14 protein-coding genes, 1 tRNA gene and 1 pseudogene are annotated in these 21,116 nt (G+C 51.1%); 9 read left to right on the top strand and 7 right to left on the bottom strand.

Annotation, left to right across the window (positions count from 1 at the left end):
• Positions 1-100: 100 nt before the first annotated feature.
• From HHO50_RS12840 to HHO50_RS12830, 3 genes are all read right to left on the bottom strand, one after another.
• Positions 101-2,545 carry an outer membrane beta-barrel family protein gene (locus tag HHO50_RS12840; RefSeq protein ID WP_181306465.1) on the bottom strand — a complete coding sequence of 815 codons (2,445 nt, stop codon included), beginning with the start codon at positions 2,543-2,545 and terminating at the stop codon, positions 101-103.
• Positions 2,546-2,629: 84 nt separating this feature from the next.
• Positions 2,630-2,785, bottom strand: coding sequence for a hypothetical protein (locus tag HHO50_RS12835; protein WP_181306464.1), 156 nt, complete (start codon positions 2,783-2,785; stop codon positions 2,630-2,632).
• A 560-nt stretch (positions 2,786-3,345) separates the two neighbouring features.
• Complete coding sequence (locus HHO50_RS12830; RefSeq protein WP_181306463.1) at positions 3,346-5,781, bottom strand: outer membrane beta-barrel protein; 2,436 nt, start codon at positions 5,779-5,781, stop codon at positions 3,346-3,348.
• Between the two features lie 549 nt (positions 5,782-6,330).
• On the opposite strand from HHO50_RS12830, the gene HHO50_RS12825 reads away from it, so the two are divergent.
• Complete coding sequence (locus HHO50_RS12825; RefSeq protein ID WP_181306462.1) at positions 6,331-7,386, top strand: bile acid:sodium symporter family protein; 1,056 nt, start codon at positions 6,331-6,333, stop codon at positions 7,384-7,386.
• A 623-nt stretch (positions 7,387-8,009) separates the two neighbouring features.
• Here the strand turns inward: HHO50_RS12825 and mtaB are convergent.
• Together mtaB and HHO50_RS12815 are read right to left on the bottom strand one after the other, a co-directional pair.
• On the bottom strand, positions 8,010-9,329 hold the full coding sequence (gene mtaB, locus HHO50_RS12820; RefSeq protein ID WP_181306461.1) for a tRNA (N(6)-L-threonylcarbamoyladenosine(37)-C(2))-methylthiotransferase MtaB: 1,320 nt from the start codon (positions 9,327-9,329) through the stop codon (positions 8,010-8,012).
• Positions 9,330-10,110: 781 nt separating this feature from the next.
• A tRNA-Met gene (locus HHO50_RS12815) sits at positions 10,111-10,184 on the bottom strand.
• A gap of 135 nt (positions 10,185-10,319) precedes the next feature.
• Here HHO50_RS12815 and HHO50_RS12810 point away from each other — a divergent pair.
• The 5 genes from HHO50_RS12810 to HHO50_RS12790 all read left to right on the top strand — a co-directional run bounded on the left by HHO50_RS12810 (position 10,320) and on the right by HHO50_RS12790 (position 15,969).
• Positions 10,320-10,715 carry an START-like domain-containing protein gene (locus HHO50_RS12810; RefSeq protein WP_181306460.1) on the top strand — a complete coding sequence of 132 codons (396 nt, stop codon included), beginning with the start codon at positions 10,320-10,322 and terminating at the stop codon, positions 10,713-10,715.
• 95 nt (positions 10,716-10,810) lie between these two features.
• A complete protein-coding gene (locus HHO50_RS12805) occupies positions 10,811-12,223 on the top strand; it encodes an LptF/LptG family permease (RefSeq protein ID WP_181306459.1) in 1,413 nt (470 codons plus the stop codon).
• A gap of 111 nt (positions 12,224-12,334) precedes the next feature.
• A complete protein-coding gene (rpsO, locus tag HHO50_RS12800) occupies positions 12,335-12,610 on the top strand; it encodes a 30S ribosomal protein S15 (RefSeq protein WP_181306458.1) in 276 nt (91 codons plus the stop codon).
• Between the two features lie 141 nt (positions 12,611-12,751).
• Entirely contained in the window at positions 12,752-14,902 is a 2,151-nt protein-coding gene (gene pnp / locus HHO50_RS12795) for a polyribonucleotide nucleotidyltransferase (protein ID WP_181306457.1), read from the top strand.
• 203 nt (positions 14,903-15,105) lie between these two features.
• Complete coding sequence (locus tag HHO50_RS12790) at positions 15,106-15,969, top strand: RNA polymerase sigma factor RpoD/SigA (RefSeq protein ID WP_048920485.1); 864 nt, start codon at positions 15,106-15,108, stop codon at positions 15,967-15,969.
• 2 nt (positions 15,970-15,971) lie between these two features.
• On the opposite strand, the gene HHO50_RS21320 is transcribed toward HHO50_RS12790, so the two are convergent.
• Positions 15,972-16,103, bottom strand: a complete 132-nt coding sequence (locus HHO50_RS21320) for a hypothetical protein (protein ID WP_255478727.1) — start codon at positions 16,101-16,103, stop codon at positions 15,972-15,974.
• A gap of 447 nt (positions 16,104-16,550) precedes the next feature.
• On the opposite strand from HHO50_RS21320, the gene trxB reads away from it, so the two are divergent.
• The 3 genes from trxB (at position 16,551) to bshB1 (ending at position 19,387) form a co-directional block, all read left to right on the top strand.
• Positions 16,551-17,492 (top strand): thioredoxin-disulfide reductase, encoded by a 942-nt coding sequence (gene trxB / locus HHO50_RS12785; protein WP_181306456.1) that lies wholly within the window; start codon positions 16,551-16,553, stop codon positions 17,490-17,492.
• A 111-nt stretch (positions 17,493-17,603) separates the two neighbouring features.
• Positions 17,604-18,650 carry a M23 family metallopeptidase gene (locus HHO50_RS12780; RefSeq protein WP_219921543.1) on the top strand — a complete coding sequence of 349 codons (1,047 nt, stop codon included), beginning with the start codon at positions 17,604-17,606 and terminating at the stop codon, positions 18,648-18,650.
• A gap of 8 nt (positions 18,651-18,658) precedes the next feature.
• Entirely contained in the window at positions 18,659-19,387 is a 729-nt protein-coding gene (gene bshB1, locus HHO50_RS12775) for a bacillithiol biosynthesis deacetylase BshB1 (RefSeq protein ID WP_181306455.1), read from the top strand.
• A 362-nt stretch (positions 19,388-19,749) separates the two neighbouring features.
• Here bshB1 and HHO50_RS12770 read toward each other — a convergent pair.
• Positions 19,750-21,078: pseudogene (locus tag HHO50_RS12770) on the bottom strand (acetyl/propionyl/methylcrotonyl-CoA carboxylase subunit alpha); the annotation flags it as partial.
• Positions 21,079-21,116 lie beyond the last annotated feature (38 nt).

The raw sequence follows: 21,116 nt of genomic DNA, 5'->3' as shown, positions 1-21,116 counted from the left end.
TCAGGAGCCGCGACCATCGTTTCGCGGCCCCTGATCTGTAGTTTGGGCTCTAATTTAAGAAAATAAATCAGAAGGGGGAGAACCCTGGTGGGGAGGAAGGTTAATTTCCGCCGGCGCGGTTCACCTCATCCAGGTTGGTGGCGCGTTTCTTCATCTCAAATTTCTCGCCTTTGTTGAAACGGTAGCGCAGGTTCAGGCGCATGCCCTGGCCAAACTGGTACATGTTGATGGCGTTGATGTTGCCGTTCACCTCAGAGGTGCCCACCATTTTCTGGGTTCTGAAAATATCGGTGAGTGCCACGCTCACGTCTAGTTGGTCTTTCAGGAAGGAGCGTTTCACGGCCACGTCCACCCAGCCTGCCGGTTCGGTTTTGTAGACGTTGAACACGCCTTTGCCGCGGTAATTGCCGTTCACTTCCATTTTAAAGTTGTTGGGAAGCAATATGTTGTGGTTGGTTTGCGCGGTAAACATGGTCTGGGCGTTCTGGATGGCTATCTCGTCTACCAAGGTGGTGAAATTCTGGTAGGCCACGGTCACGTTGTTGTTCATGTTCCACTTGGAGGTGACGGTCACGGGGGCTACCAGCGTGATGTTGGCGGTTTCGCTTTCCACGTTGCGCTGCTGGAACACCATGGTATTGGTTTCGGGGTAGAAGGCCGGCACTTCAGAGATATCGTCTTTGGTGTGGGCGTAGCCGAGGATGAGGTTGTAGTTTTTCCGGAATGTCTGGGTCACCTGGAAGGAGTTGGTATACTCGGGTTTCAGGTACGGGTTGCCTTGGGCGTAGGTGTTGGCGTCTATGTAGAACCGGAACGGGTTCAGGTTGCTGTAGCGCGGCCGGAAGATGCGGCGGCTGTAGTTGTAGCCAATCTGGTAGTTCTCAGAGATTTTCTGCTGCACAAACACGCTGGGAAACAAATCCAGGTAGGAGCGGGGTGTCACTTTCTGTTCGGGGATAGAGTTGCCCTCAGAATTGGTGTACTCGGCCCGAAGCCCGGCCTGCAAGGTGAATTTCGGACTCAGGCTGGCGCTGAAGTTGGAGTAAGCGGCGTAGATGTTCTCGTCATAAATGAAATGGTCGCCGCGGCGGTTCTGGTCTGGCACCCGGGTAGACCCTTCCAGGGTGAAGAAGTCATTCTGGTTGTCGGACTCCACGTAGCTGGCTTTCGCACCCAGTTCCAGCTTGCCTTTGATGGAAGGAAACGGCCGGACGTAATCAACCTTCACGGAGTAAATCTGGTAAGCGGTGGGGTTATCGGTCTCAAAGTACTCTTCCTCCCCGGCCCTAGTAGCAACCCGAGTTCTGAAGTTCAGGAAATCGCTTACGCCGTGGTCTTTAATGCGGGCTACGTCCACGTCAGCGGAAAGGGTAGAGCCGATGGTGTCCAGTTTTCCCACGTAGTGCACGTTGAACGTGGCACTGCCGAATTTGCGGTTGTCATGAGTAGCGGTTTGGTTCAGGATAGCGCCGTTTTCCTTGGGATCCAGCAAGGTGGAGTTGGTGTTCACCCCAGCTTTGTATCTGGAGTACGCGACATTCACCGAGACGCCCACGCTGTGGTTTTTGTTGAAATCGTAATCCGTCCCGAAGCGGGCGGAAGGGGCGAAGGTCTGGCCTTCTTCTTTGCCGCTCTGGTTCAGGAGGGCGTTTTCACCCTCGGCGCTGAAGAACGTGCGGTCCATGGTGAACGTTCTTTTTCTGGGGCGTTGGGCCGCATCCAGAGAAGCGAAAGAACTCCACTTGCCTTGTTTCAGGTTCAGGTTTAGGCCGCCGTTGCCGCCGCTTTTGGTGTTGTTCAAGTACCCTGCGTACACGCTGCCGTTCAGGCCATTTAAGGTGTTTTTCTTCAGGTTCAGGTTGAGGATGCCCGCTGAGCCTTCGGCGTCAAACTTAGCAGAAGGGTTGGCGATGATTTCCAGGTTCTTCAGGTTGTCGGCGGGCATGCCTTGGAGCATGGTCTGGAGCTGTTTTCCGTCTAGGTAGGTCAGTTTGCCGTCAATCATTACCTTCACGCCTTGTTTGCCGTTGAGCTGGATGTTGCCGTCCTGGTCTACCCACACGCCCGGCGATTTCGCCAGCACATCATAGGCGGTATTGCCTGCCGCCATGGCCGTTCCCTCCACACTCACCACCATTTTATCGGCTTGCACATCCACGCTGGGCCGCAGGTTCTGCACGGTCACTTCCTTCAGCACCTTAGCATCCTGTTTCAGGGCTATTTTCCCGAAATCACGCGAGAAACCGGCGGCGGTTACCTCTACCGCGGGCAAGTCTTGGGTGGCGAAACCCAGGGCGCTGATGCGGAGCAGGTACTTGCCGGGAGCGGGGGTTTTCAGTTTGAACGTGCCGTTCAGCTCAATGGCGGTACCAGTCACTAAGGAGGCATCGGCGGCTTTCAGCAGGGACACGGTGCCGTAAGGAAGCGGCTCGCCTTTTTCATCTACCACCAAGCCGGTGAGGGAACCTGTAGATTGGCCCAGGGCCGCCTGGGTTAAGAACGCCAGGGCGGCCATTAAGAGGAGGAAGTTGTACAGCTTTTTCATAATAGTAGGTATTTATGTGTGGATTTTGAATGTGTATAGTACTGTGTTATGCAAGGTACATGCAGAAAAAAAAAGCCCAGTGGCCTACAACCAGAACGTCTCTGGGGTACCGACGGCTTTTTTCACCCGGGAGGCACCATGGCCGGAAGTCAGGTACACATAGCCAAACACGATGCCCGTGAAGGAACCTAAAAAGAGCATCACCTGAAGTAAGAGCTGAAGCAGGGCTTGGTTTTCCATGGCTGTATGTTGTTTGTGGTTGAGGAATCTCTAAGAATGGAACAAATATAGTATAAGGTACTATGTAACACAAGGTACTGTTAAAGAATATTTAAAAAATTCTCCGAAGCCGTATAAACAAGGAGTGAACCCGATGGAAGAAGGGGTGGAGCAGAATTGAGGTGGTATTAACATGGGCTCGGGGATTATCTAAATTCTTCTACGTTCCATGTAACAGCACTTCAGTGAGTAGATTCTCTCCTTGAGGGGAGATAAAGAGGGGTGTTTACACAGAAGAACACGCATTCCAGAACCTATTACATCCGTGTCTTTGCATAAGAGAAACAAAGCAGAGCCAACAAGCTGCGGATCGGCAGGTGTAAACACCCCTCTAACTCCCCTCAAGGGGAGAATCTGCATTGAAAAGGCGCAGCTAGGTTTCCTGAAATTTTCTGTTGTCCTTAAACCCCTTTCAATTGCCTGGTTCAGGTTAGTACTAACAGCAGAATACAAGGAAAGGAGTAGCAAGCTGTTTTAGGGCCGTTATCTTAAAAACAGCCCCGAAACTAAAGTTGACTTCCTCAGCCCCCGGCGCGGTTAGATTCTTCCAGTGTGGTGTTGCGGCGTTGCATCTCAAACTTTTGGCCTTTGTTGAATCTATAGCGCAGGTTAAGTCTGACACTTTGCGCTCCGAAATACTGGTCAAAGGCGTTGATGTTGCCGTCTATGTTAGCGGCTCCCACCACTTTGCGGGTTCTGAAGATGTCAGTCACCGCGAGGGAGGCCTCCAGTTGGTCGTTCAGGAAGGAGCGTTTCACGGCGGCATCCAGCCACCAGTTCTGCTCTATTTTATAAAGACCGTAGGCGTTTGGCCCCTGATAGCCCGCGTTCAATTCCATCTTAAATTTCCTGGGCAGTTGCACCGTGTGGTTGGAGTTGAGCATGTAATAAAACTGCTTGTTCTCCTGTACCTTATCTCTAATAGAGATGGAGTAAGCCTGGTAGCCCAGCGTCAGGTTGTTGTTGATGTCCCATTTGTTGGAGATTTTCACGGGAGCCACCAGCGTTCCGAAGTAGGAATCAAAGTCGTCCACGTTCCGGGGGCCGAAGACGGAGGTGTTGTTCTCCGTGTTCTGCTCCGGGATCTCGGCAATAAAATCCGTGGTTTTAGAGTAGCCCAAAGTCAGAATGTAGGTATTCTTGAACGTTTGGGTTACCTGAAAGGAGTTGGAATATTGGGGCCGGAGGTACGGGTTGCCCTGTGCCCAGGTCAAAGGGTCAAGGTAGAAAATGAACGGGTTCAGGGAACCGTAGTTGGGCCGATTGATGCGGCGGCTGTAGTTGTAGGTAAGTTGATAATTGTCACTTACTTTCTGCTGCACGAACACGCTGGGGAAGAAGTTGAGGTACTCGCGCGGCGTGGTCTGGTCCAGCGTTTTGGAGTAACCTTCCGACACGGTATGTTCGGCCCGAAGGCCGGTTTGCACGCTCCATGTAGTACCCAGGTTCATGGTGTAGTTCACGTAACCCGCGTAAATGTTCTCTTGGTAGATGAAATGGTTGCTGCGGGTGGGGTCGTTTACTTGGTTGCTGCCTTCCAGGAAGAAGAACTTGAGCTGGTTGTCTGAGGTCACGTAACTGGTCTTAACCCCGGCCTCCAGTTTGCTCTTGTTCAGGAATTTCTTCGTGTAATCGGCCTTGGCCGAATAGATGTGGTATTTGGTGGGGTTGTCACTGCCCAGGTTCTGTACCAGAGCAGGTTTGGTGGAATTAGGATAGGCAAAGGTGTTCAGAAAGCGGGAATTGTCCTGGTCTTTGATCTGCACGTAATCCACATCTGCGGAGAGTGAAGAACCCAGCGTGTCTATCTTGAAAACGTAATGGCCATTGAGGGTAATATTATAGTAGTCTCCATCCACCTTGTTATTGGCTCTGATGAACTCGTTTTCGGCCAGATCTCCGTTGCGCAGGTAGGTATGGGTGTCATAGGCATTGTCCCAGGTCAAGGCGGTGTAGTTGGCGGTGGCGCCAATGCTGTGGCGGTCGTTGAAGTCATAGTCGGTGCCGGCGCGCAGGGAGGGAACTAGGCGGACGCCCAACTCATCTCCGCTTTGGTCAAAATAGGTGGCGCCTTTTTCGCTGTTGAACACGCGGGTCATGGTGTTGGTGCGCAGGTTCACGCGCCGCGAAACATCTACGTTGGCAAAGGAGCTCCAGCGGCTGGTTTTGTAGTTCACGTTGGCGCCGGTGTTGAACCCGTGTTGTCCGTTGAACTGGTAGCCGGTGTACACACTGCCGTTCATGCCTACCTGGGTGTTGCGCTTCAGGTTGAGGTTGATGATGCCCGAATTGCCCTCAGCGTCATATTTGGAAGAAGGATTGCTGATAATTTCCAGGTCTTTGATGTTTTCAGCGGGCATGCTCTGCAACATGGTCTGTAGTTGCTTGCCGGTGAGATACGTGAGTTTGCCGTCAATCATCATGCGCACCCCGGCCTTGCCGTTCAGTTGAATGTTCCCGTCCTGGTCTACCCACACGCCGGGGGCCTTGGAAAGCACTTCCAGCGCCGTACTGCCCGCTGCCATGGCCGTTCCCTCCACACTCACCACCATCTTATCTGGGTGGTGCACAACGGTGGGCCGCATGGCCTCTACGGTTACTTCTTTCAGTATTTTGCTGTCAGATTTCAGAACCATCGTCCCGAAATCTTTGCTGAATCCGCCCGCCGTCACGGTGAAAGGAGGGGTGTCCAGAGCGGCGAATCCCAGCGCACTAATCCGCAGCAGATAGGAACCGGGAGCCGGGGCGGGCATTTTGAAGGTACCGTCCACTTCCACTCCGGCCCCGTTTACAACCGACGCCTCGGGCATCTTGAGCAACGATACGGTACCGTAGGAAAGCGCTTCGCCTTTTTCGTCTTTAATCATACCGGTCAGCAAACCAGCATTTTGGGCGAAGCTGGCCTGAACCGTACAACAGAGAAAACTGAAAATGAGAAGGTGTACTAATTTTTTCATGTGACTTGGAAGGATTGAAAGCGTGAAAGGAGGGAGAACCGGTAATTCTTTGTTCAGCTGATACTCCATAGATGAAGGCATTTGCCTGATGGTTGCCTAAAGCGTTATATTTTATTTTTAGACCATCTTGTTCGCCCACTCCCTTATGTCAATTCCTTGCCAAGAAATGTAGTTGCTGTTAATTATTTGATTGTCAATGTTTTATTAATGGATTGGATACAGAAAGGTGTTCAGAACCGGACAGATAATGTCCACAATGGAACAGACAAACCTTACCAGAACTTCAAAAAAACACAGAAAAGTGGTTCTTAAGCACAGGGGCTGCCCTGGTGTTTTAGGGCTGTTTTAGAGAAATCGGCTCTAAAACGAATGGTGATATGCAGAGACAATCCTTTTAGAGGGAAGTTCAACTTCAGAGGCTTTTCCCCGGCGAGGATGAATTAGCGGCTGAAAACGGACGCGATTGTTTTTCTGTAGGTTTGACCTGTTTTGCCGTTTTGCCCGTACTTTGCTCAACAGACAAAATATAGTACCTCATTTATCCGCCCCATGCGCTCAGAAGTACCCGTTCCGCCCTTAGTGCCCCAGAAAGAGAATAAACCCAGAATAGGGTTTCTGAAAAGGATTGGCTTGGATGCCTTTCTATTGGCGTTACTGGCGATGATTTTGCTGGCTTATCTGTGGCCGGAATTGGGCGAGGAAAACGGCCCCCTGCCGCTGGAGGAAATCACGACCTACGGCGTTTCCCTGATCTTTTTTTTCTATGGCTTGCGGTTAAGCCCAACCAAATTGAAAGCAGGCTTGAGTGATTGGCGTCTCCACCTAGTGGTGCAGTTAAGCACATTTCTGTTGTTCCCCTTACTGGTGTACGCCGCCAACCTTCTGTTAGCCGACCAGGAAAATCAGTTGCTGTGGCTGGGCGTTTTCTACGTGGCCGCTTTGCCGTCCACGGTTTCATCCTCGGTGGTGATGGTGTCTATAGCGGGAGGCAATATTCCGTCTGCCATCTTCAACGCCAGTATTTCCAGCCTCATAGGCGTGTTCATGACACCGCTCTGGATGGGTTTATTCATGCGCACCAGTTCTGCCGCCGAGATGGATTTAGGCAGTATTATCTTTAAACTGATGCTTCAGGTGTTGTTACCCGTTTCCCTGGGAGTGTTGCTGAACAAGCGGTTCGGGGCATTTGCGGAGCAGCGGAAAGGCAGGCTCCGGCTGTTTGACCAGACCATCATCCTGCTCATTGTCTATTCCTCGTTCTGCGATTCCTTCGCCCGCGAGATGTTCAAAGGTTACAGCGCGGCGCAACTGCTGCTGTTGGGAGGCGCCATGGTAGCCTTGTTCTTCCTGGTCTTCGGGATGATTCATGTACTTAGCACCGCCCTGGGTTTCTCCCGCGAAAACCGGATCACGGCCATTTTCTGCGGATCTAAGAAGTCTCTGGTGCACGGAACGGTCATGTCAAAGGTGATTTTCCCGGACGCGAATATTGTAGGGATTATCCTTTTGCCGCTCATGCTGTACCACGCCTTGCAACTGATTGCCGCAAGTGTCTTGGCCCAGCGCATGGCGCGGCGGGCCGGTGCTTCTAAGGAAAATGGCTGAAGTGTTTTAAGGCTGTTTTCGGAAAAGTAGGTTGAAAACGGAACAGCTTTTGATTCCCTATCTCAACAGCTCAAATTCTCTATTCTGCAATTTCTCATTCTGCAATTTCCTTCGCTGTCTTTCTAGTCACTGTCATTCTCATTCTGTCCTCTTGGAAAGATCTTGTGGGCGAACTAGAAAAGCTGTGTAGTAAACTGCATTACCGTTCGCCCACGAGATCCTTTCAGGAGGACAGAATATGGGAGGGTATTTAAGAGGTAGGCAAAGGATGATTAAAGGCTTGAACCTCTAACAAATTGTTGGTATTCTCACCATATAGCCGTCAGGCTAACGATAGGCAGAGCACATTTCTTCTGCATGAGTACCTCGTTACAGGGTAAGGAGGCTACATGGCCGGGTATTCCGTAGCGACGTTACCCTGTAACGCCGTACACATTCCTTCTTAGCCTGACGATTATGGTGAGAATACTAATAATAATGGCGCTAACCCAGAACGTAAAAAGACTGCTGAGTTATAACCTTCCGTTTCCTGCTCGTTTTGGTGAAAGTAAGTAGAAAGTAGAAGGCCCAGCTTTGAATTCATAGCTGGGCCTTTCAGTAGTAAAAAAGAGAGTAAGAAGCGCTTAATGCGCCAACATTTCGTGGTAGGTTTCCTCGGCTTCCATCAACCCGGCGGCAGTGATGTTGGTGAGGCGCACGTGTTTCTGCTCGTTCACCAGTACCGGGTCGTATTTGGCAACCACCCTAACGTAGTTTTCGGTGAAGCCTTCCATGAAGCCATCAGTAATATCGGCCTCAAAAAGCACGCGGCCTTCGTAGCCGATCTGGCTTTCATAGAACGCTCGTTTCTTCTTCTCAGAGAGAATGCGCAGCATATCAGCGCGGCGGTTGCGTTCTTTCTGGGGTACCACACCGGGTAAGTCCAAGGCCGTGGTATTGGCGCGCTCAGAGTACGGAAACACGTGCAGGTAACTGATGTCTAATCCGTTCAGGAAGTTGTAGGTCTCCAGAAAATCTTCTTCGGTTTCACCGGGGAAGCCCACAATTACGTCAACCCCAATACAGGCGTACGGCATGGCAGCCTTAATCCAGGTGACGCGCTGGGCGTACAGTTCCCGCAAATACCGGCGGCGCATCAACTTCAGGATCTTGTTGCTGCCCGACTGCAACGGAACGTGGAAGTGCGGCATAAACCGCTGAGAACCTGCCACGAAGTTGATGATCTCCTCACTTAACAGATTAGGTTCAATAGAAGAAATCCGGAAGCGGTTTACGTTCTCTACCTGGTCTAGCGCCTGTACCAATTGGAAGAAGTTTTCTTTGCGCGCACCCTCTTGTAGTCCGAAGTCTCCGGTGTTTACGCCGGTTAAGACAATTTCCTTCACGCCAGAGTCACCGATGCTTCGGGCCTCCGCCACTACTTTCTCAATGGTATTGCTGCGGCTTTTGCCGCGGGCCTGCGGAATGGTGCAGAACGTGCAGGAATAATCACAGCCGTCCTGTACTTTCAAAAACGTGCGCGTGCGGTCGCCGAAGGAGTAGGCGTTCACAAACGTGTTGGCCTCAGACACCGGGCTGGCGTGCACCTGCGGCGCGTCTTTCTTCTCAAAGGCCTCCAGTATGTCTACCAACTGAAACTTCTCGGCGGCACCTAACACGGCATCTACCCCAGGAATTTCGGAGATCTCTTTCGGCTTTAGCTGGGCATAGCAGCCCACAATGGTAATGAATGCGTTAGGTGAATGCTTGAGCGCTTCCTTCACCACTTTGCGGCACTTCTTATCGGCATTGTCGGTGACAGAGCACGTGTTGATGACGTAGATATCGGGCGTGTCCGTAAACTCCACCTTCTCAAACCCCCGCTCCTGAAAGATTCTGGAGAGGGTAGAGGTCTCAGAGAAATTGAGCTTACAGCCTAATGTATAAAATGCTACCTTTTTCATAAGCAAGGCACAAAGATACGGAGAAATAGGGCGTGTTGGCAAATAGTGAATGATTTCTGGCAGATGTTGCTCATAAGTTAAAAAGGGTATGAGACGCTTTGAGGCCACAGACCATCATTGGGAACTGGTCGCGCCGCTCCTGCCCGGGAAAGGGCGACGTGGCGCGCACGGCTAGGGAAAACCGGAAGTTCCAGGGGCCGAAGCGCCCTGGCGGGGTCTACCCGAGCGCTTCGGCCCCTGGAACACTCGCTCCCACACGCCCTTCACGGCCCAGCGGGGGAAGTGCACGTAGGCCGAGTTGAAGTTGCCACCTTTAACTGGAGGGTTTATGGGGAAAGAAGACACTCGGCATTAGGCTACCTCACCGCCGTGTTAGTCAATATGAAGAGTGGTTATACCAACAAAGTATGGCTGCCTAAGTAAAAGCCTCCAGTAAGCTATTGCAGTTCCAGTTTTCCATTCTCTTCATCACTAGTGGTGAGAGCTTGTTTAAATTTCATCTTTGTGCTGCAAACAACCATAAAAAGAACCTGCGTTCGCGCTTGAGTCGCCCCGTAGCGCTGCTCAAAAACGCTTCCGCAGAACCTTTCTCTGGCCATTTTCGCCAGCAAACCTGAAATTCAAACAAGCTCTGAAGAAGTTTTACCTACCAGCGATTAGCAGGTCTTTTTCAAAAAATAACGGCAAACAAGATCTAACCCCTGGCGGGAGCCTCGTGGGCGGGCGGGGGTAGAAAGAATGGAAGGGGAAATAAAAAAAGCTCCACACTGGTGGAGCTTTGTAGCGGGGAGCAGAATCGAACTGCCGACCTCAGGGTTATGAATCCTGCGCTCTAACCATCTGAGCTACCCCGCCGTTTTTGATGCTGCAAAAGTAGGAATAAGAATTATAACCACACAAGTTTTTTTGTATAAAATATTTTCCTTTAATTGAGAACATATCCGCCCCCCAACCTTTACTAACCCCTTTACCTTTTAGCTTTATTGTCTTATGAGTAAAATAAAGTTTGTGAGAGAGTATCCTCTAAACGCATCGGCCAAGATGCTGTACCCTTACCTGAGTACCGCGTCTGGCTTGGCCCAGTGGTTGTGTGATGCCGCCATGCAGATAGGAGACCGGAAGTACAACCTCATCTGGGACAACCAAGACCATATTGCGGAAATGACCAGCCACCGAATGAACAAATCGGTCAGGTTCACGTTTCCGGGCAGTAACAAAGGGGCTTCGCATGACTACAGCTACATAGACTTTTCCATTGAGTCTGGGGAACTGACCCAGGAACAATTTCTGCGGGTGGTAGACTACACAGATGTGGGAGACGTTGAACAACTGACCGAGCTCTGGGACAACCAGGTATTAACGCTGCGGGAGTTGATAGGAGGATAGTCCGCCTTTGCGCCGCTTTTCGTAAATTTGGCCACTTTTCCAGTAAAGCGGGCTCTGTACCTTACGGCCGGTGCTGAAGGAAGCGGTAGCACTACATGAAAAAATTAGATAAACTTATTCTTAAGTCCTTTCTGGGGCCTTTCGTTCTCACCTTTGCCGTTGTAGAATTTATTCTGCTGCTACAGGTTATCCTGAAGTATCTGGATGATCTGATAGGGAAAGATCTGGGCGTGGGGGTTATTTCAGAACTGTTGTTTTACTTCAGCCTGAACCTGGCCCCCATGGCCTTTCCGTTGGCCATCCTGCTTTCTTCCCTCATGACCTTCGGCAACCTGGGGGAACACCATGAACTCACAGCCATCAAAACCTCTGGCATTTCGTTGGTGAGGGCCCTGCGGCCGGTCTTCTTTTTTGCCGTGGTGCTCACGGTGGCCGCTTTCTTCTTCCATAACACCATTGTGCCCAGGGCCAACCTGAAAGCGTATAGCCTCATGTGGGACATCCGCCAGAAAAAACCGTCATTGGATTTAAAGGAAGGCGCTTTCTATAACGGGTTGCCCAACCGCAGCATTAGGGTAGGCAAGAAGTTTGAAGACGGACAGACCCTGAAAGACATCATGATCTACGACCATTCCAACGGACAGGGGAATGCCGTGGTCATGCTGGCAGACTCCGGTAAAATGTACACCCAGTTCAATGACCAGTATCTGGTACTGGAAATGTTCAATGGCAAAACCTTCGCCGAGGAAAAACCCAGCAGCTCCAACGGCTTTGGGCAGACCACGGGCTATCTGCGGCAGGCGTTCACCAAAAACAAGATTGTGGTGAATCTGTCCTCTTTCCAGATGACCCGCAGTAATTCCCAATGGTTCGCTGATAACAAGATGATGAAAAACATTGACCAGCTAACCCAGGTAACAGACTCGCTGCAGAAACAGATAGACAAAGAAACTACTTTGCTGGAGCCCAACGTGCGCCCTTTTTACTCGCACTTCTCCAGTCTTCAATTCAGTGACACAAGCAAAATAAAGGTACCGCCCCAGAGGTTTACCCCAGAGATAACCCTGCAGGATGTGCAGACGGCGGCCAACGCGGCCCGCAACGTAAAAAGTTACACCAGCTCCTACGCCTCCCGGTTAACCACCATCCAACGGGAACGGAATAACTACGAAATAGAAATCTACCGTAAGTTCACCCAGGCGTTTGCCTGCTTTATCATGTTCCTGATTGGGGCCCCGCTGGGGGCGATCATCCGGAAGGGGGGCTTGGGCATGCCGGTGATTATTTCCATCGCCTTCTTCATTGTCTACTACGTACTCAGCATTTTGGGGGAGAAATGGGGCCGCGAAGGAGTGGCGCCGGTGGTAATGGGCATGTGGGCGGCCAACCTCATCTTGCTCCCTGTGGGCCTTTTCTTCCTGTACCAGGCCCGCAATGATTCTAACCTGCTGGAATTTGACTTCTGGCGCAAACTGACGGCTAGATTTAGATCTGTTAAGGCCCAATAAAAGAAATTACCCCTCTTTATTCCGGTAAAATATTTGAATTATAGGGTTTGTTTGCTAACTTTGCGCCTTATATTCTGAACTGCGATAAATAGACAAGTACAGTTACACGCAATGAAATTAACTACCGAAGCGAAAAAAGAAATCTTCCAAACCAGCGGTTTTTCAAAGTCAGCCACCGACACCGGTTCTGCTGAATCACAAATCGCCCTGTTTACTGCCCGGATTAACCACCTGACAGACCACCTGAAAGCAAACAAAAAAGACTTCTCCACCCGTTTGGGTCTTTTGAAGTTGGTTGGTAAGAGAAGAAGACTCCTGAATTACCTTACTAAGACTGACATCACGCGTTACCGCGCTATCATTGCTGAACTAGGCATACGTAAATAATTCACAGAAAAAGATTAGGGAATTCGGTTATTGGATTCCCTAATCTTTTTTATTGCCTCCGCTTTCCTTTCCTGCATTTAGCGCCCTTGGCTCTCTGCCTTTGGGTGCCTTTTACTTTGAATGCCTCTTATTTCAAGAACGATGTCATATAACGCTATAACCAAAACAATCCGCATGGCCAACGGCCGTGATATCACCATTGAGACCGGCAAGCTTGCCAAACAAGCAGACGGATCTGTAGTGGTGAGATGCGGAAATGCCATGCTGCTGGCCACGGTAGTATCTAACGTGGGTGCCCGCGAAGGGGTAGATTTCCTCCCCTTGTCAGTGGATTACCAGGAGAAATTTGCCTCCTCCGGTAAAATACCGGGCGGTTTCCTGAAAAGAGAAGCCCGCCTTTCTGACTATGAAATCCTGATCAGCCGTTTGGTAGACCGTATTCTGCGGCCTATGTTCCCAGACGACTATCATTCCGAAACCCAGGTCATCATCAACCTCATCTCCGCTGACGCGGAAGTGTTGCCAGATGCTTTGGCTGCTTTGGCCGCCTCTGCCGCCATTTCGGTTTCTGATATTCCGTTCAACGGCCCCATCTCTGAGGTGCGCGTAGCCCGGATTGACGGCCAGTTCCAGATCAACCCCTTGTTGTCTGACCTGAAGCGCGCCGATATTGACCTGATGGTAGGTGGTACCGCCGACAGCGTCGCCATGGTGGAAGGCGAAATGAGTGAGGTGTCTGAAGAAGACATGCTGGAAGCCATCCGCGTAGCGCATGAAGCTATTAAAATGCAGGTACAGGTGCAGGTGGAGTTAGGCCAGGAAGTGGGCAAAACCACCAAGCGCGAGTACAGCCATGAAACCAATGATGCGGAGCTGAAAGAATTGATCTTCAAAGCGGTCTATGACAAAGCTTATGAAGTTGCCGCTTCTGGTAACAACGTGAAAGCGGAGCGTAAGGCTGCCTTCAAAGCCATCAAAGAAGAGTTCGTAGCATCGCTGCCCGAGGATCATACCTATGATTCTACGTTGATTGGAAAATACTTCCATGATGCCGAAAAAGAAGCCGTACGTGATGCCGTCTTGAAAGAGCGTCGTCGTCTGGACGGTCGTGCCTTGGATGAAATCCGTCCTATCTGGTCAGAAGTGAATTACCTGCCGTCGGCGCACGGTTCTGCCGTGTTCACCCGCGGTGAAACCCAGTCGTTGACCACGGTGACCTTAGGTACCAAATTAGACGAGCAGATGATTGACGGCGCCATGTTCTCGGGCTACAACAAGTTCATGCTGCACTACAACTTCCCGCCGTTCTCCACCGGTGAAGCCAAGCCCATGCGCGGTACCGGCCGTAGAGAAGTAGGACACGGAAACCTGGCTATGCGTTCGTTGAAGAAAGTGTTGCCAGCCGAAGACGAGAACCCTTACACCATCCGGATTGTTTCTGACATTCTGGAATCTAACGGTTCTTCTTCCATGGCAACGGTTTGCGCCGGAACCTTGGCCTTGATGGATGCCGGTATTCAAATCAAAGCACCGGTTTCGGGTATCGCTATGGGCTTGATCATGGACGAGGAATCTGGCAACTTCGCGGTTCTTTCTGACATCCTGGGTGACGAAGATCACTTGGGTGACATGGACTTCAAAGTGACCGGTACTTCCAAAGGCATCACGGCTTGCCAGATGGACATCAAAGTGAAAGGTCTTTCCTTTGAAATCCTGGGCCAGGCCTTGGCCCAGGCCAGAAACGGACGGTTGCACATCTTAGGTGAGATGAACAAAACCATCGCGCAGCCAAACGCCGACTTCAAACCACATACCCCACGTTCTACCAACATCATCATTGAAAAAGAATTCATTGGGGCTATCATTGGGCCGGGTGGTAAAGTAATCCAGCAGATCCAACGTGATTCTGGGGCAGTTATCCAAATTGAAGAGAAAAACGACAAAGGCTACGTGAACGTGTTCGCCACGAACCAAGATGCCATGCAAATGGCGGTCTCTAAAATCAAAGCCATTGTAGCGGTGCCGGAAGTGGGCGATACCTACTTTGGTAAAGTGAAATCCATTCAGCCGTACGGCGCGTTTGTAGAGTTCATGCCCGGCAAAGACGGTCTGTTGCACATCTCTGAGGTGAAATGGGAGCGTCTGGAAAGCATGGAAGGCGTGCTGGAGTTAGGCGAGGAAATCCAGGTGAAACTGGTGGACGTTGACCCTAAAACCGGTAAATTCAAGCTTTCGCGTAAAGCGTTGCTGCCCCGGCCAGAGCGCCCCGAGTCTGCTCCTAAAAAGGACTAAGCAAGAAACCTCTTTTTAACCCGGCCAAACGCGTCTTGCAAGAGAACGTGTCTGGTCGGGTTTTGGGGTTAATTTATGAAAACAGGCCTGAAACCACGCAAGTTAGCAGGTGTTTTCATTTATAGAGAACTTTTGGAGCGGGGGAGAGTGTTATCCCAACAGCCAACCAAATCAGAGATTTACACAGATAGAAATACACTCCAATGAGACAGCTGAAAATAAGCAAGCAGATTACCAACCGCGAAAGCCAGTCCTTAGACAAGTATCTACAGGAAATTGGCAAGGTGGACTTGCTCACCCCAGACGAGGAGGTAACGCTTGCCCAGCGCATTAGAGAAGGTGACCAGTTCGCCCTCGAAAAATTAACCAAAGCCAACCTTCGCTTCGTGGTGTCGGTGGCAAAGCAATACCAGAACCAGGGCCTTTCCCTGGGCGATTTGATCAACGAAGGAAACTTAGGTCTTATCAAAGCCGCCAAACGCTTTGACGAAACCCGCGGCTTCAAATTCATCTCTTACGCCGTTTGGTGGATTCGCCAGTCTATTCTGCAAGCCTTGGCCGAGCAGTCTCGGATTGTGCGTCTTCCTTTGAACCGGGTAGGTTCTTTAAACAAGATCTCCAAGTCTTTCTCAGAACTGGAGCAGAAGTTTGAGCGGGAGCCGTCTCCTGAGGAAATTGCCGAAGTATTGGAGTTGACTACCGCTGAGGTAGTAGATACCTTGAAGATCTCTGGCCGTCACGTGTCCGTAGATGCCCCGTTCGTGCAGGGCGAGGAAAACCGTTTATTGGATGTTTTGGAAAACGAAGACGAAGAGTCTCCGGACACCGGCCTCATGAACGACTCCTTGCGCAAGGAAGTACAACGCGCCCTTTCTACCCTAACCAAACGCGAAGCAGATGTGATCACCCTTTACTTTGGATTGAACGGGGAACACTCCCTTACCTTAGAAGAGATTGGCGAGAAATTCAACCTCACCCGCGAGCGCGTACGTCAGATCAAAGAGAAAGCCATCCGTCGTTTACGCCATACTTCCCGCAGCAAGGCCTTAAAACCTTACTTAGGATAAGTTTAGCAGAGAAGCATGAAAGCCTTGGTTTCAATAGAGTCCAAGGCTTTTTGCTTTTTCTGGGGCCCTATTTTATAATCTGACGTTCCGCCATCCTGCTGGTCGTTCCCGGCGAGTCGGGAAACTCGCTTCATCCCCGGTCATGAGACGAGAGTCTCGCGCCAGTTTACTCTACACCTGTGAGGTCTTGGAGACCTCACAGGTCTCCGCGTTTTGGGGCTGTTTTCTGGAAAACAGCCCCAAAACGCTCTACTGGAGAGAAGCTAGGGTGAGGCTTTCTGCGGAAGGGCTGGTATGATTCTGTTTTAGAGCCCTTTTTAACAAAACAGGCTTAAAACAGAAATGCCGTTTTAAACCACCGGCCGTACTCCTTGTCTAAAGATTGTTCCGGCCTCAGAGAATTCTTCCTTCCTCTATTTTGTTCTATTTAGCAGAGGCCATAAGTTTTCTTTCTAGGCATATAGGCCTTTTTTTCAAAGTAGCCTATTGGATAACTTTTATTTGCAGGAACAGGCAATGGGTACCTCTGCCGCTGTCTTTAAAATAATTCGTAATATTGCACTCCCAAATTATTACCTGATATGGAAAACCAAAAGGAGCGCGTAAAGTGTTTGATCATAGGTTCCGGCCCGGCCGGATATACTGCCGCCATTTACGCCTCACGTGCCGGTTTAAAACCGGTCATGTACCAAGGCTTACAGCCCGGTGGTCAGTTGACCATTACCAACGACGTTGAAAATTACCCCGGGTATCCTTCCGGCATAAATGGCCCGCAGATGATGGAAGACTTCCGTCAGCAGGCCGCTAAATTCGGCACCGATATTCGCTATGGCATTGCTACTTCGGTAGATTTCTCCGGTAAGCCGCACAAAGTGACCATTGACGAGCAGAAAGAAATTGAAGCCGATACCGTGATCATCGCCACCGGAGCTTCGGCCAAATGGCTGGGACTGGAGTCAGAATCAAGGTTGAACGGCAGCGGGGTTTCTGCCTGCGCCGTGTGCGACGGATTTTTTTACCGCGGCCAGGACGTAGCCATTGTGGGCGCCGGTGACACCGCCTGCGAAGAGGCGCATTATCTCTCCAACCTGTGCTCCAAGGTGTACATGATTGTACGCCGAAATGAAATGCGGGCGTCCACCATCATGCAGAACCGCGTGAAGCACACGCCCAACATTGAGATTCTCTGGAACAGCGTGACCGAGGAAATCCTGGGGGAGCACGGGGTGGAAGGAGCCCGCATCAAAGATACCGCCACCGGCGAGACCAGAGACATTGCCGTGAATGGCTTCTTTGTGGCTATTGGGCATGAGCCCAACTCCAAAATCTTCCAGCCTTACCTGGAGCATGATGAAAGCGGCTATCTCAAAACCATTCCGGGTACGTCTAAAACAAACGTTGACGGGGTATTTGCCTGCGGCGATGTGCAGGACAACGTGTACCGCCAGGCGGTGACCGCCGCGGGTACCGGTTGTATGGCTGCCCTGGATGCCGAGCGGTATTTAGCCTCGCTGGAGGATTAGAAAATAAAGGAAGAACAAGCCCCTATGGGTTGCCAAGGCAATAAAATAGGGGCTTGTTCAGTTCTAAAGCCAAACCCAAGGAATTTGGGCTTTGGTGATTAATCAGATTAAATGTATCTAAGAAAGCTACTTTTTTTTCTGCTGTTCGCAAGCCTCACCCTCTCTGGGCACCTGGCCGAAGCGCAGAGAAAAAGAAACACGAAAGAATACAGAAGGAAGTCTCCCAAAATAAACCACGTGAAGCCAGACACGGCGGTGGTGGTTAAGCAAGAGACGTTACAAGACAAAGATAAGCCCAACCGGGCAGAGTTTAGCCCAGTGCGCAAACTCTCCATTGTAAGCGAAGATACCAGTTCTTTGCACCTGGGAGAGCAAAGCATAGTGGAGATGTCTGAGCAGATTCAGATGGATGACAGTGCCTGGGTGAAGATTGCGGCTTATTACGCCATTTGGGACACGCAAAACCTGAACCCCTACCGCAAAGACGGCCGCCAACTCAAAGATACGGTCAACCTGAGGCTCTTTGATAAGCAGCACCCCTACAAGATGCCCCTGGTCAAAACCCCTGTCACCTCAGATTTTGGGTTTAGGGGCTACCGCTGGCATTACGGTACTGACTTAGACTTAGACACCGGTGACTCTGTGAAAACTGCCTTTGACGGGGTTATCAGGGTATCCAAGTGGGACGGGGGCGGCTACGGCAACTACCTGGTGGTACGCCACGTGAACGGGCTAGAAACGCTGTACGGTCACTTGAGCAAACCAATTGCCAAAGTAGGACAATACGTGAAAGCGGGGGAACTGATTGGCTGGGGCGGTAGCACGGGCCGTTCTTCCGGGCCCCACTTGCACTACGAGGTGCGCTATGCCGGAAACCCCATTGACCCCGAAGAACTCTATGACTTTCCTGAGTATCTTCTAAAGGGTGAAAACTTCACAATCACCTCGGCACTCTTCAGTTACTACAACAAAACCAAAAAGAAATCTTCGTCGCAGGCCAGCCGTGCCAGGAGGGTAGTTTACCACAAAGTAAGAAGCGGCGAGGTATTGGGCTCCATTGCCCGTAAATACGGCGTGTCTGTTTCCCAGATCACCCGCCTCAACAACATCAGCACCAGAACTACCTTAAAGATTGGGCGTAGTCTTCGTATCAAATAAAACCTTACATGAAGCTTGACTTACTGGCGTTTGCCTCCCACCCAGATGATGCCGAGCTAGGCTGCGTTGGCACTCTTTTAGCCCATAAAGCCCAAGGAAAAACAGTAGGCGTAGTAGACCTTACCCGCGGCGAACTGGGAACCAGAGGAACCCCGGAAACCCGCGCCCAGGAATCTGCTGATTCTACCCGAATCTTAGGATTAGATGCCCGGGAGAACCTGGGGTTAGCTGATGGCTTTTTCCGGAACGATGAAGAACACCAGCGGAAAGTCATTCAAGCCATCCGGAAGTACCAGCCAGAGATTGTGCTGATGAACGCCATCCATGACCGCCACCCAGACCATGGGCGGGGCAGCCAATTGGTATCTGAGGCTTGTTTCTACGCAGGGTTGCGGCAAATCAAAACGCAGGATCAAAACGGAGCCGAGCAGCAGCCCTGGCGACCCAAAGCAGTCTACCATTACATACAGGATCGTTTCATTACCCCAGACCTGGTAGTAGACATCACCCCCTTCTGGGAGAAGAAAATAGAGGCGATCAGAGCGTTTAAAACCCAGTTCTTCACGCAGGATAGCCCCCACAGCAATGAGCCCGCTACCTACATTTCCTCCCCAGAGTTTGTACGGTTCATTGAAGCCCGCGCGCTGGAGTTTGGCCACGCCATTGGCACCACCTACGGGGAAGGTTTCACGAAAGAACGTTTCTTAGGGGTGAAGAACCTCTTTGATTTGATGTAAACACAAAGGCTAGAAAAAACTAGGATTCCGTTTTAGGCCCACTTTTTAAAAAGCGGGCCTAAAACGGAATCCTAGTTTACAGGGTAATCTGCAAAATGTACCACCCCGCCCTCCGGGCACCTCCCCTACAATAGGAGGGGAGTTTTTGGCAACGCTATACCGTCTGCTCCAAAAGACCTCGTAGCGTCTGTGCCAACAACCTTCCCATTTTGCCAATCAGGAGATTGGCTTTCCTTTAGTGCGTAGAGCGCTGCCGCTAACTCTACGCACAACTCTTTTCACTATAACGAAGCCCTGCGTTTTCAGCCTACTTTCCAGAAAATAGGCTGAAAACGCAGGGCTTCAGGTTGCATAAGAATAGTTTACTTCAGTCGGTTCTTGCGCCAGTCTGACATGGCGGAGGTGGGGGTTGCAGGTGTCGTTGAGGTCGATGTTTCCTTGGTCTGTCCGGCGAACAGGGCGGCCAGGACAGCGGCTATTTCGGCTTCTTCCTGAGAAGGGGCGGGCTTGAGAACCGATGGGTCTTGGAAGTAACGCTGGATGAACTTCGTGTCAAAGTTGCCGGAACGGAATGCCTCATGTTCCATCACAAATCGCCCGAAGGGCAAGGTGGTTTCTATGCCGGTGATCTGGTACTCATCAATGGCGCGTATCATCTTGTCAATGGCGTCCTGGCGGTCTTTCCCGAAGGTGACCAGCTTGGCAATCATGGGGTCATAGTAGATGGGAATCTCCATTCCTTCCTCAAAGCCATCGTCCACGCGCACGCCTAAGCCCTGCGGGCGTTTGTAGGTGGTAAGCGTCCCAATGTCCGGGAGAAAATTGTTGGTAGGGTCTTCGGCGTAGACGCGCAGTTCCAACGCGTGCCCGTTGATGGATAAATCTTTTTGGGAGAAGGAGAGGGGCGCGCCCTGCGCGATTTTGATTTGCTCTTTCACCAAGTCCAGCCCGGTAATTTGCTCCGTAACCGGGTGTTCCACCTGCAAACGGGTGTTCATCTCCAGGAAGAAGAAGTTTAGGTTTTCGTCTAACAGGAATTCAACGGTACCGGCGCCCACATAGTCACAGGCTTTGGCCACGTCTACGGCGCAACGGCCCATCTGGGCCCGCAGCTCTGGGGTAAGTACCGCCGAGGGTGCTTCTTCAATCACTTTCTGGTGCCGCCGCTGAATGGAGCATTCCCGCTCAAACAGGTGCACAATGTTGCCGTGGGTATCGCCTAGCACCTGTATCTCAATATGGCGCGGCGAGCCGATGTATTTCTCAATGAAGACCGCCCCATTGCCGAAAGCGGAGGTTGCCTCACTCACGGCTAGCTGCATCTGCTCCTCGAATTCGGTGACCCGCTCTACCACGCGCATGCCTTTTCCGCCACCGCCCGCACTGGCTTTGATCAGGATAGGAAACCCGATGTTGGTGGCAATCACTTTGGCTTCTTCCAGGTCAGTGATGGCGTACTCGGTACCGGGCACCATAGGAATGTTGTACTGCGCCACCGCGGCTTTGGCGGCCAGCTTGCTGCCCATGAGCTCAATGGCATTTGGCGAGGGGCCAATAAACGTGATGCCGGCTTCTTTTACCTGTTGGGCAAACTGGGCGTTCTCAGAGAGAAAACCGTAGCCGGGGTGAATGGCGTCTACCCCCAACCGAAATCTATGAGTAAAACAAGTGCTTTGCTCTAAATATTGTTCAATCTCACCTCATACGGTGTCCCTCTTTTGATAACGGC

Origin of the sequence: Rufibacter sp. XAAS-G3-1 (genome assembly GCF_013623775.1) — a bacterium.
Classification (GTDB): domain Bacteria; phylum Bacteroidota; class Bacteroidia; order Cytophagales; family Hymenobacteraceae; genus Nibribacter.
This window is presented reverse-complemented; position numbering and strand designations above follow the sequence as displayed.

Bases quoted from the DNA above. Each gene is read 5' to 3' on its own strand.
- HHO50_RS12840 (WP_181306465.1), bottom strand. From the start codon at position 2,545: ATGAAAAAGCTGTACAACTTCCTCCTCTTAATGGCCGCCCTGGCGTTC.
- HHO50_RS12835 (WP_181306464.1), bottom strand. From the start codon at position 2,785: ATGGAAAACCAAGCCCTGCTTCAGCTCTTACTTCAGGTGATGCTCTTT.
- HHO50_RS12830 (WP_181306463.1), bottom strand. From the start codon at position 5,781: ATGAAAAAATTAGTACACCTTCTCATTTTCAGTTTTCTCTGTTGTACG.
- HHO50_RS12825 (WP_181306462.1), top strand. From the start codon at position 6,331: ATGCGCTCAGAAGTACCCGTTCCGCCCTTAGTGCCCCAGAAAGAGAAT.
- mtaB (WP_181306461.1), bottom strand. From the start codon at position 9,329: ATGAAAAAGGTAGCATTTTATACATTAGGCTGTAAGCTCAATTTCTCT.
- HHO50_RS12810 (WP_181306460.1), top strand. From the start codon at position 10,320: ATGAGTAAAATAAAGTTTGTGAGAGAGTATCCTCTAAACGCATCGGCC.
- HHO50_RS12805 (WP_181306459.1), top strand. From the start codon at position 10,811: ATGAAAAAATTAGATAAACTTATTCTTAAGTCCTTTCTGGGGCCTTTC.
- rpsO (WP_181306458.1), top strand. From the start codon at position 12,335: ATGAAATTAACTACCGAAGCGAAAAAAGAAATCTTCCAAACCAGCGGT.
- pnp (WP_181306457.1), top strand. From the start codon at position 12,752: ATGTCATATAACGCTATAACCAAAACAATCCGCATGGCCAACGGCCGT.
- HHO50_RS12790 (WP_048920485.1), top strand. From the start codon at position 15,106: ATGAGACAGCTGAAAATAAGCAAGCAGATTACCAACCGCGAAAGCCAG.
- HHO50_RS21320 (WP_255478727.1), bottom strand. From the start codon at position 16,103: ATGAAGCGAGTTTCCCGACTCGCCGGGAACGACCAGCAGGATGGCGGA.
- trxB (WP_181306456.1), top strand. From the start codon at position 16,551: ATGGAAAACCAAAAGGAGCGCGTAAAGTGTTTGATCATAGGTTCCGGC.
- HHO50_RS12780 (WP_219921543.1), top strand. From the start codon at position 17,604: ATGTATCTAAGAAAGCTACTTTTTTTTCTGCTGTTCGCAAGCCTCACC.
- bshB1 (WP_181306455.1), top strand. From the start codon at position 18,659: ATGAAGCTTGACTTACTGGCGTTTGCCTCCCACCCAGATGATGCCGAG.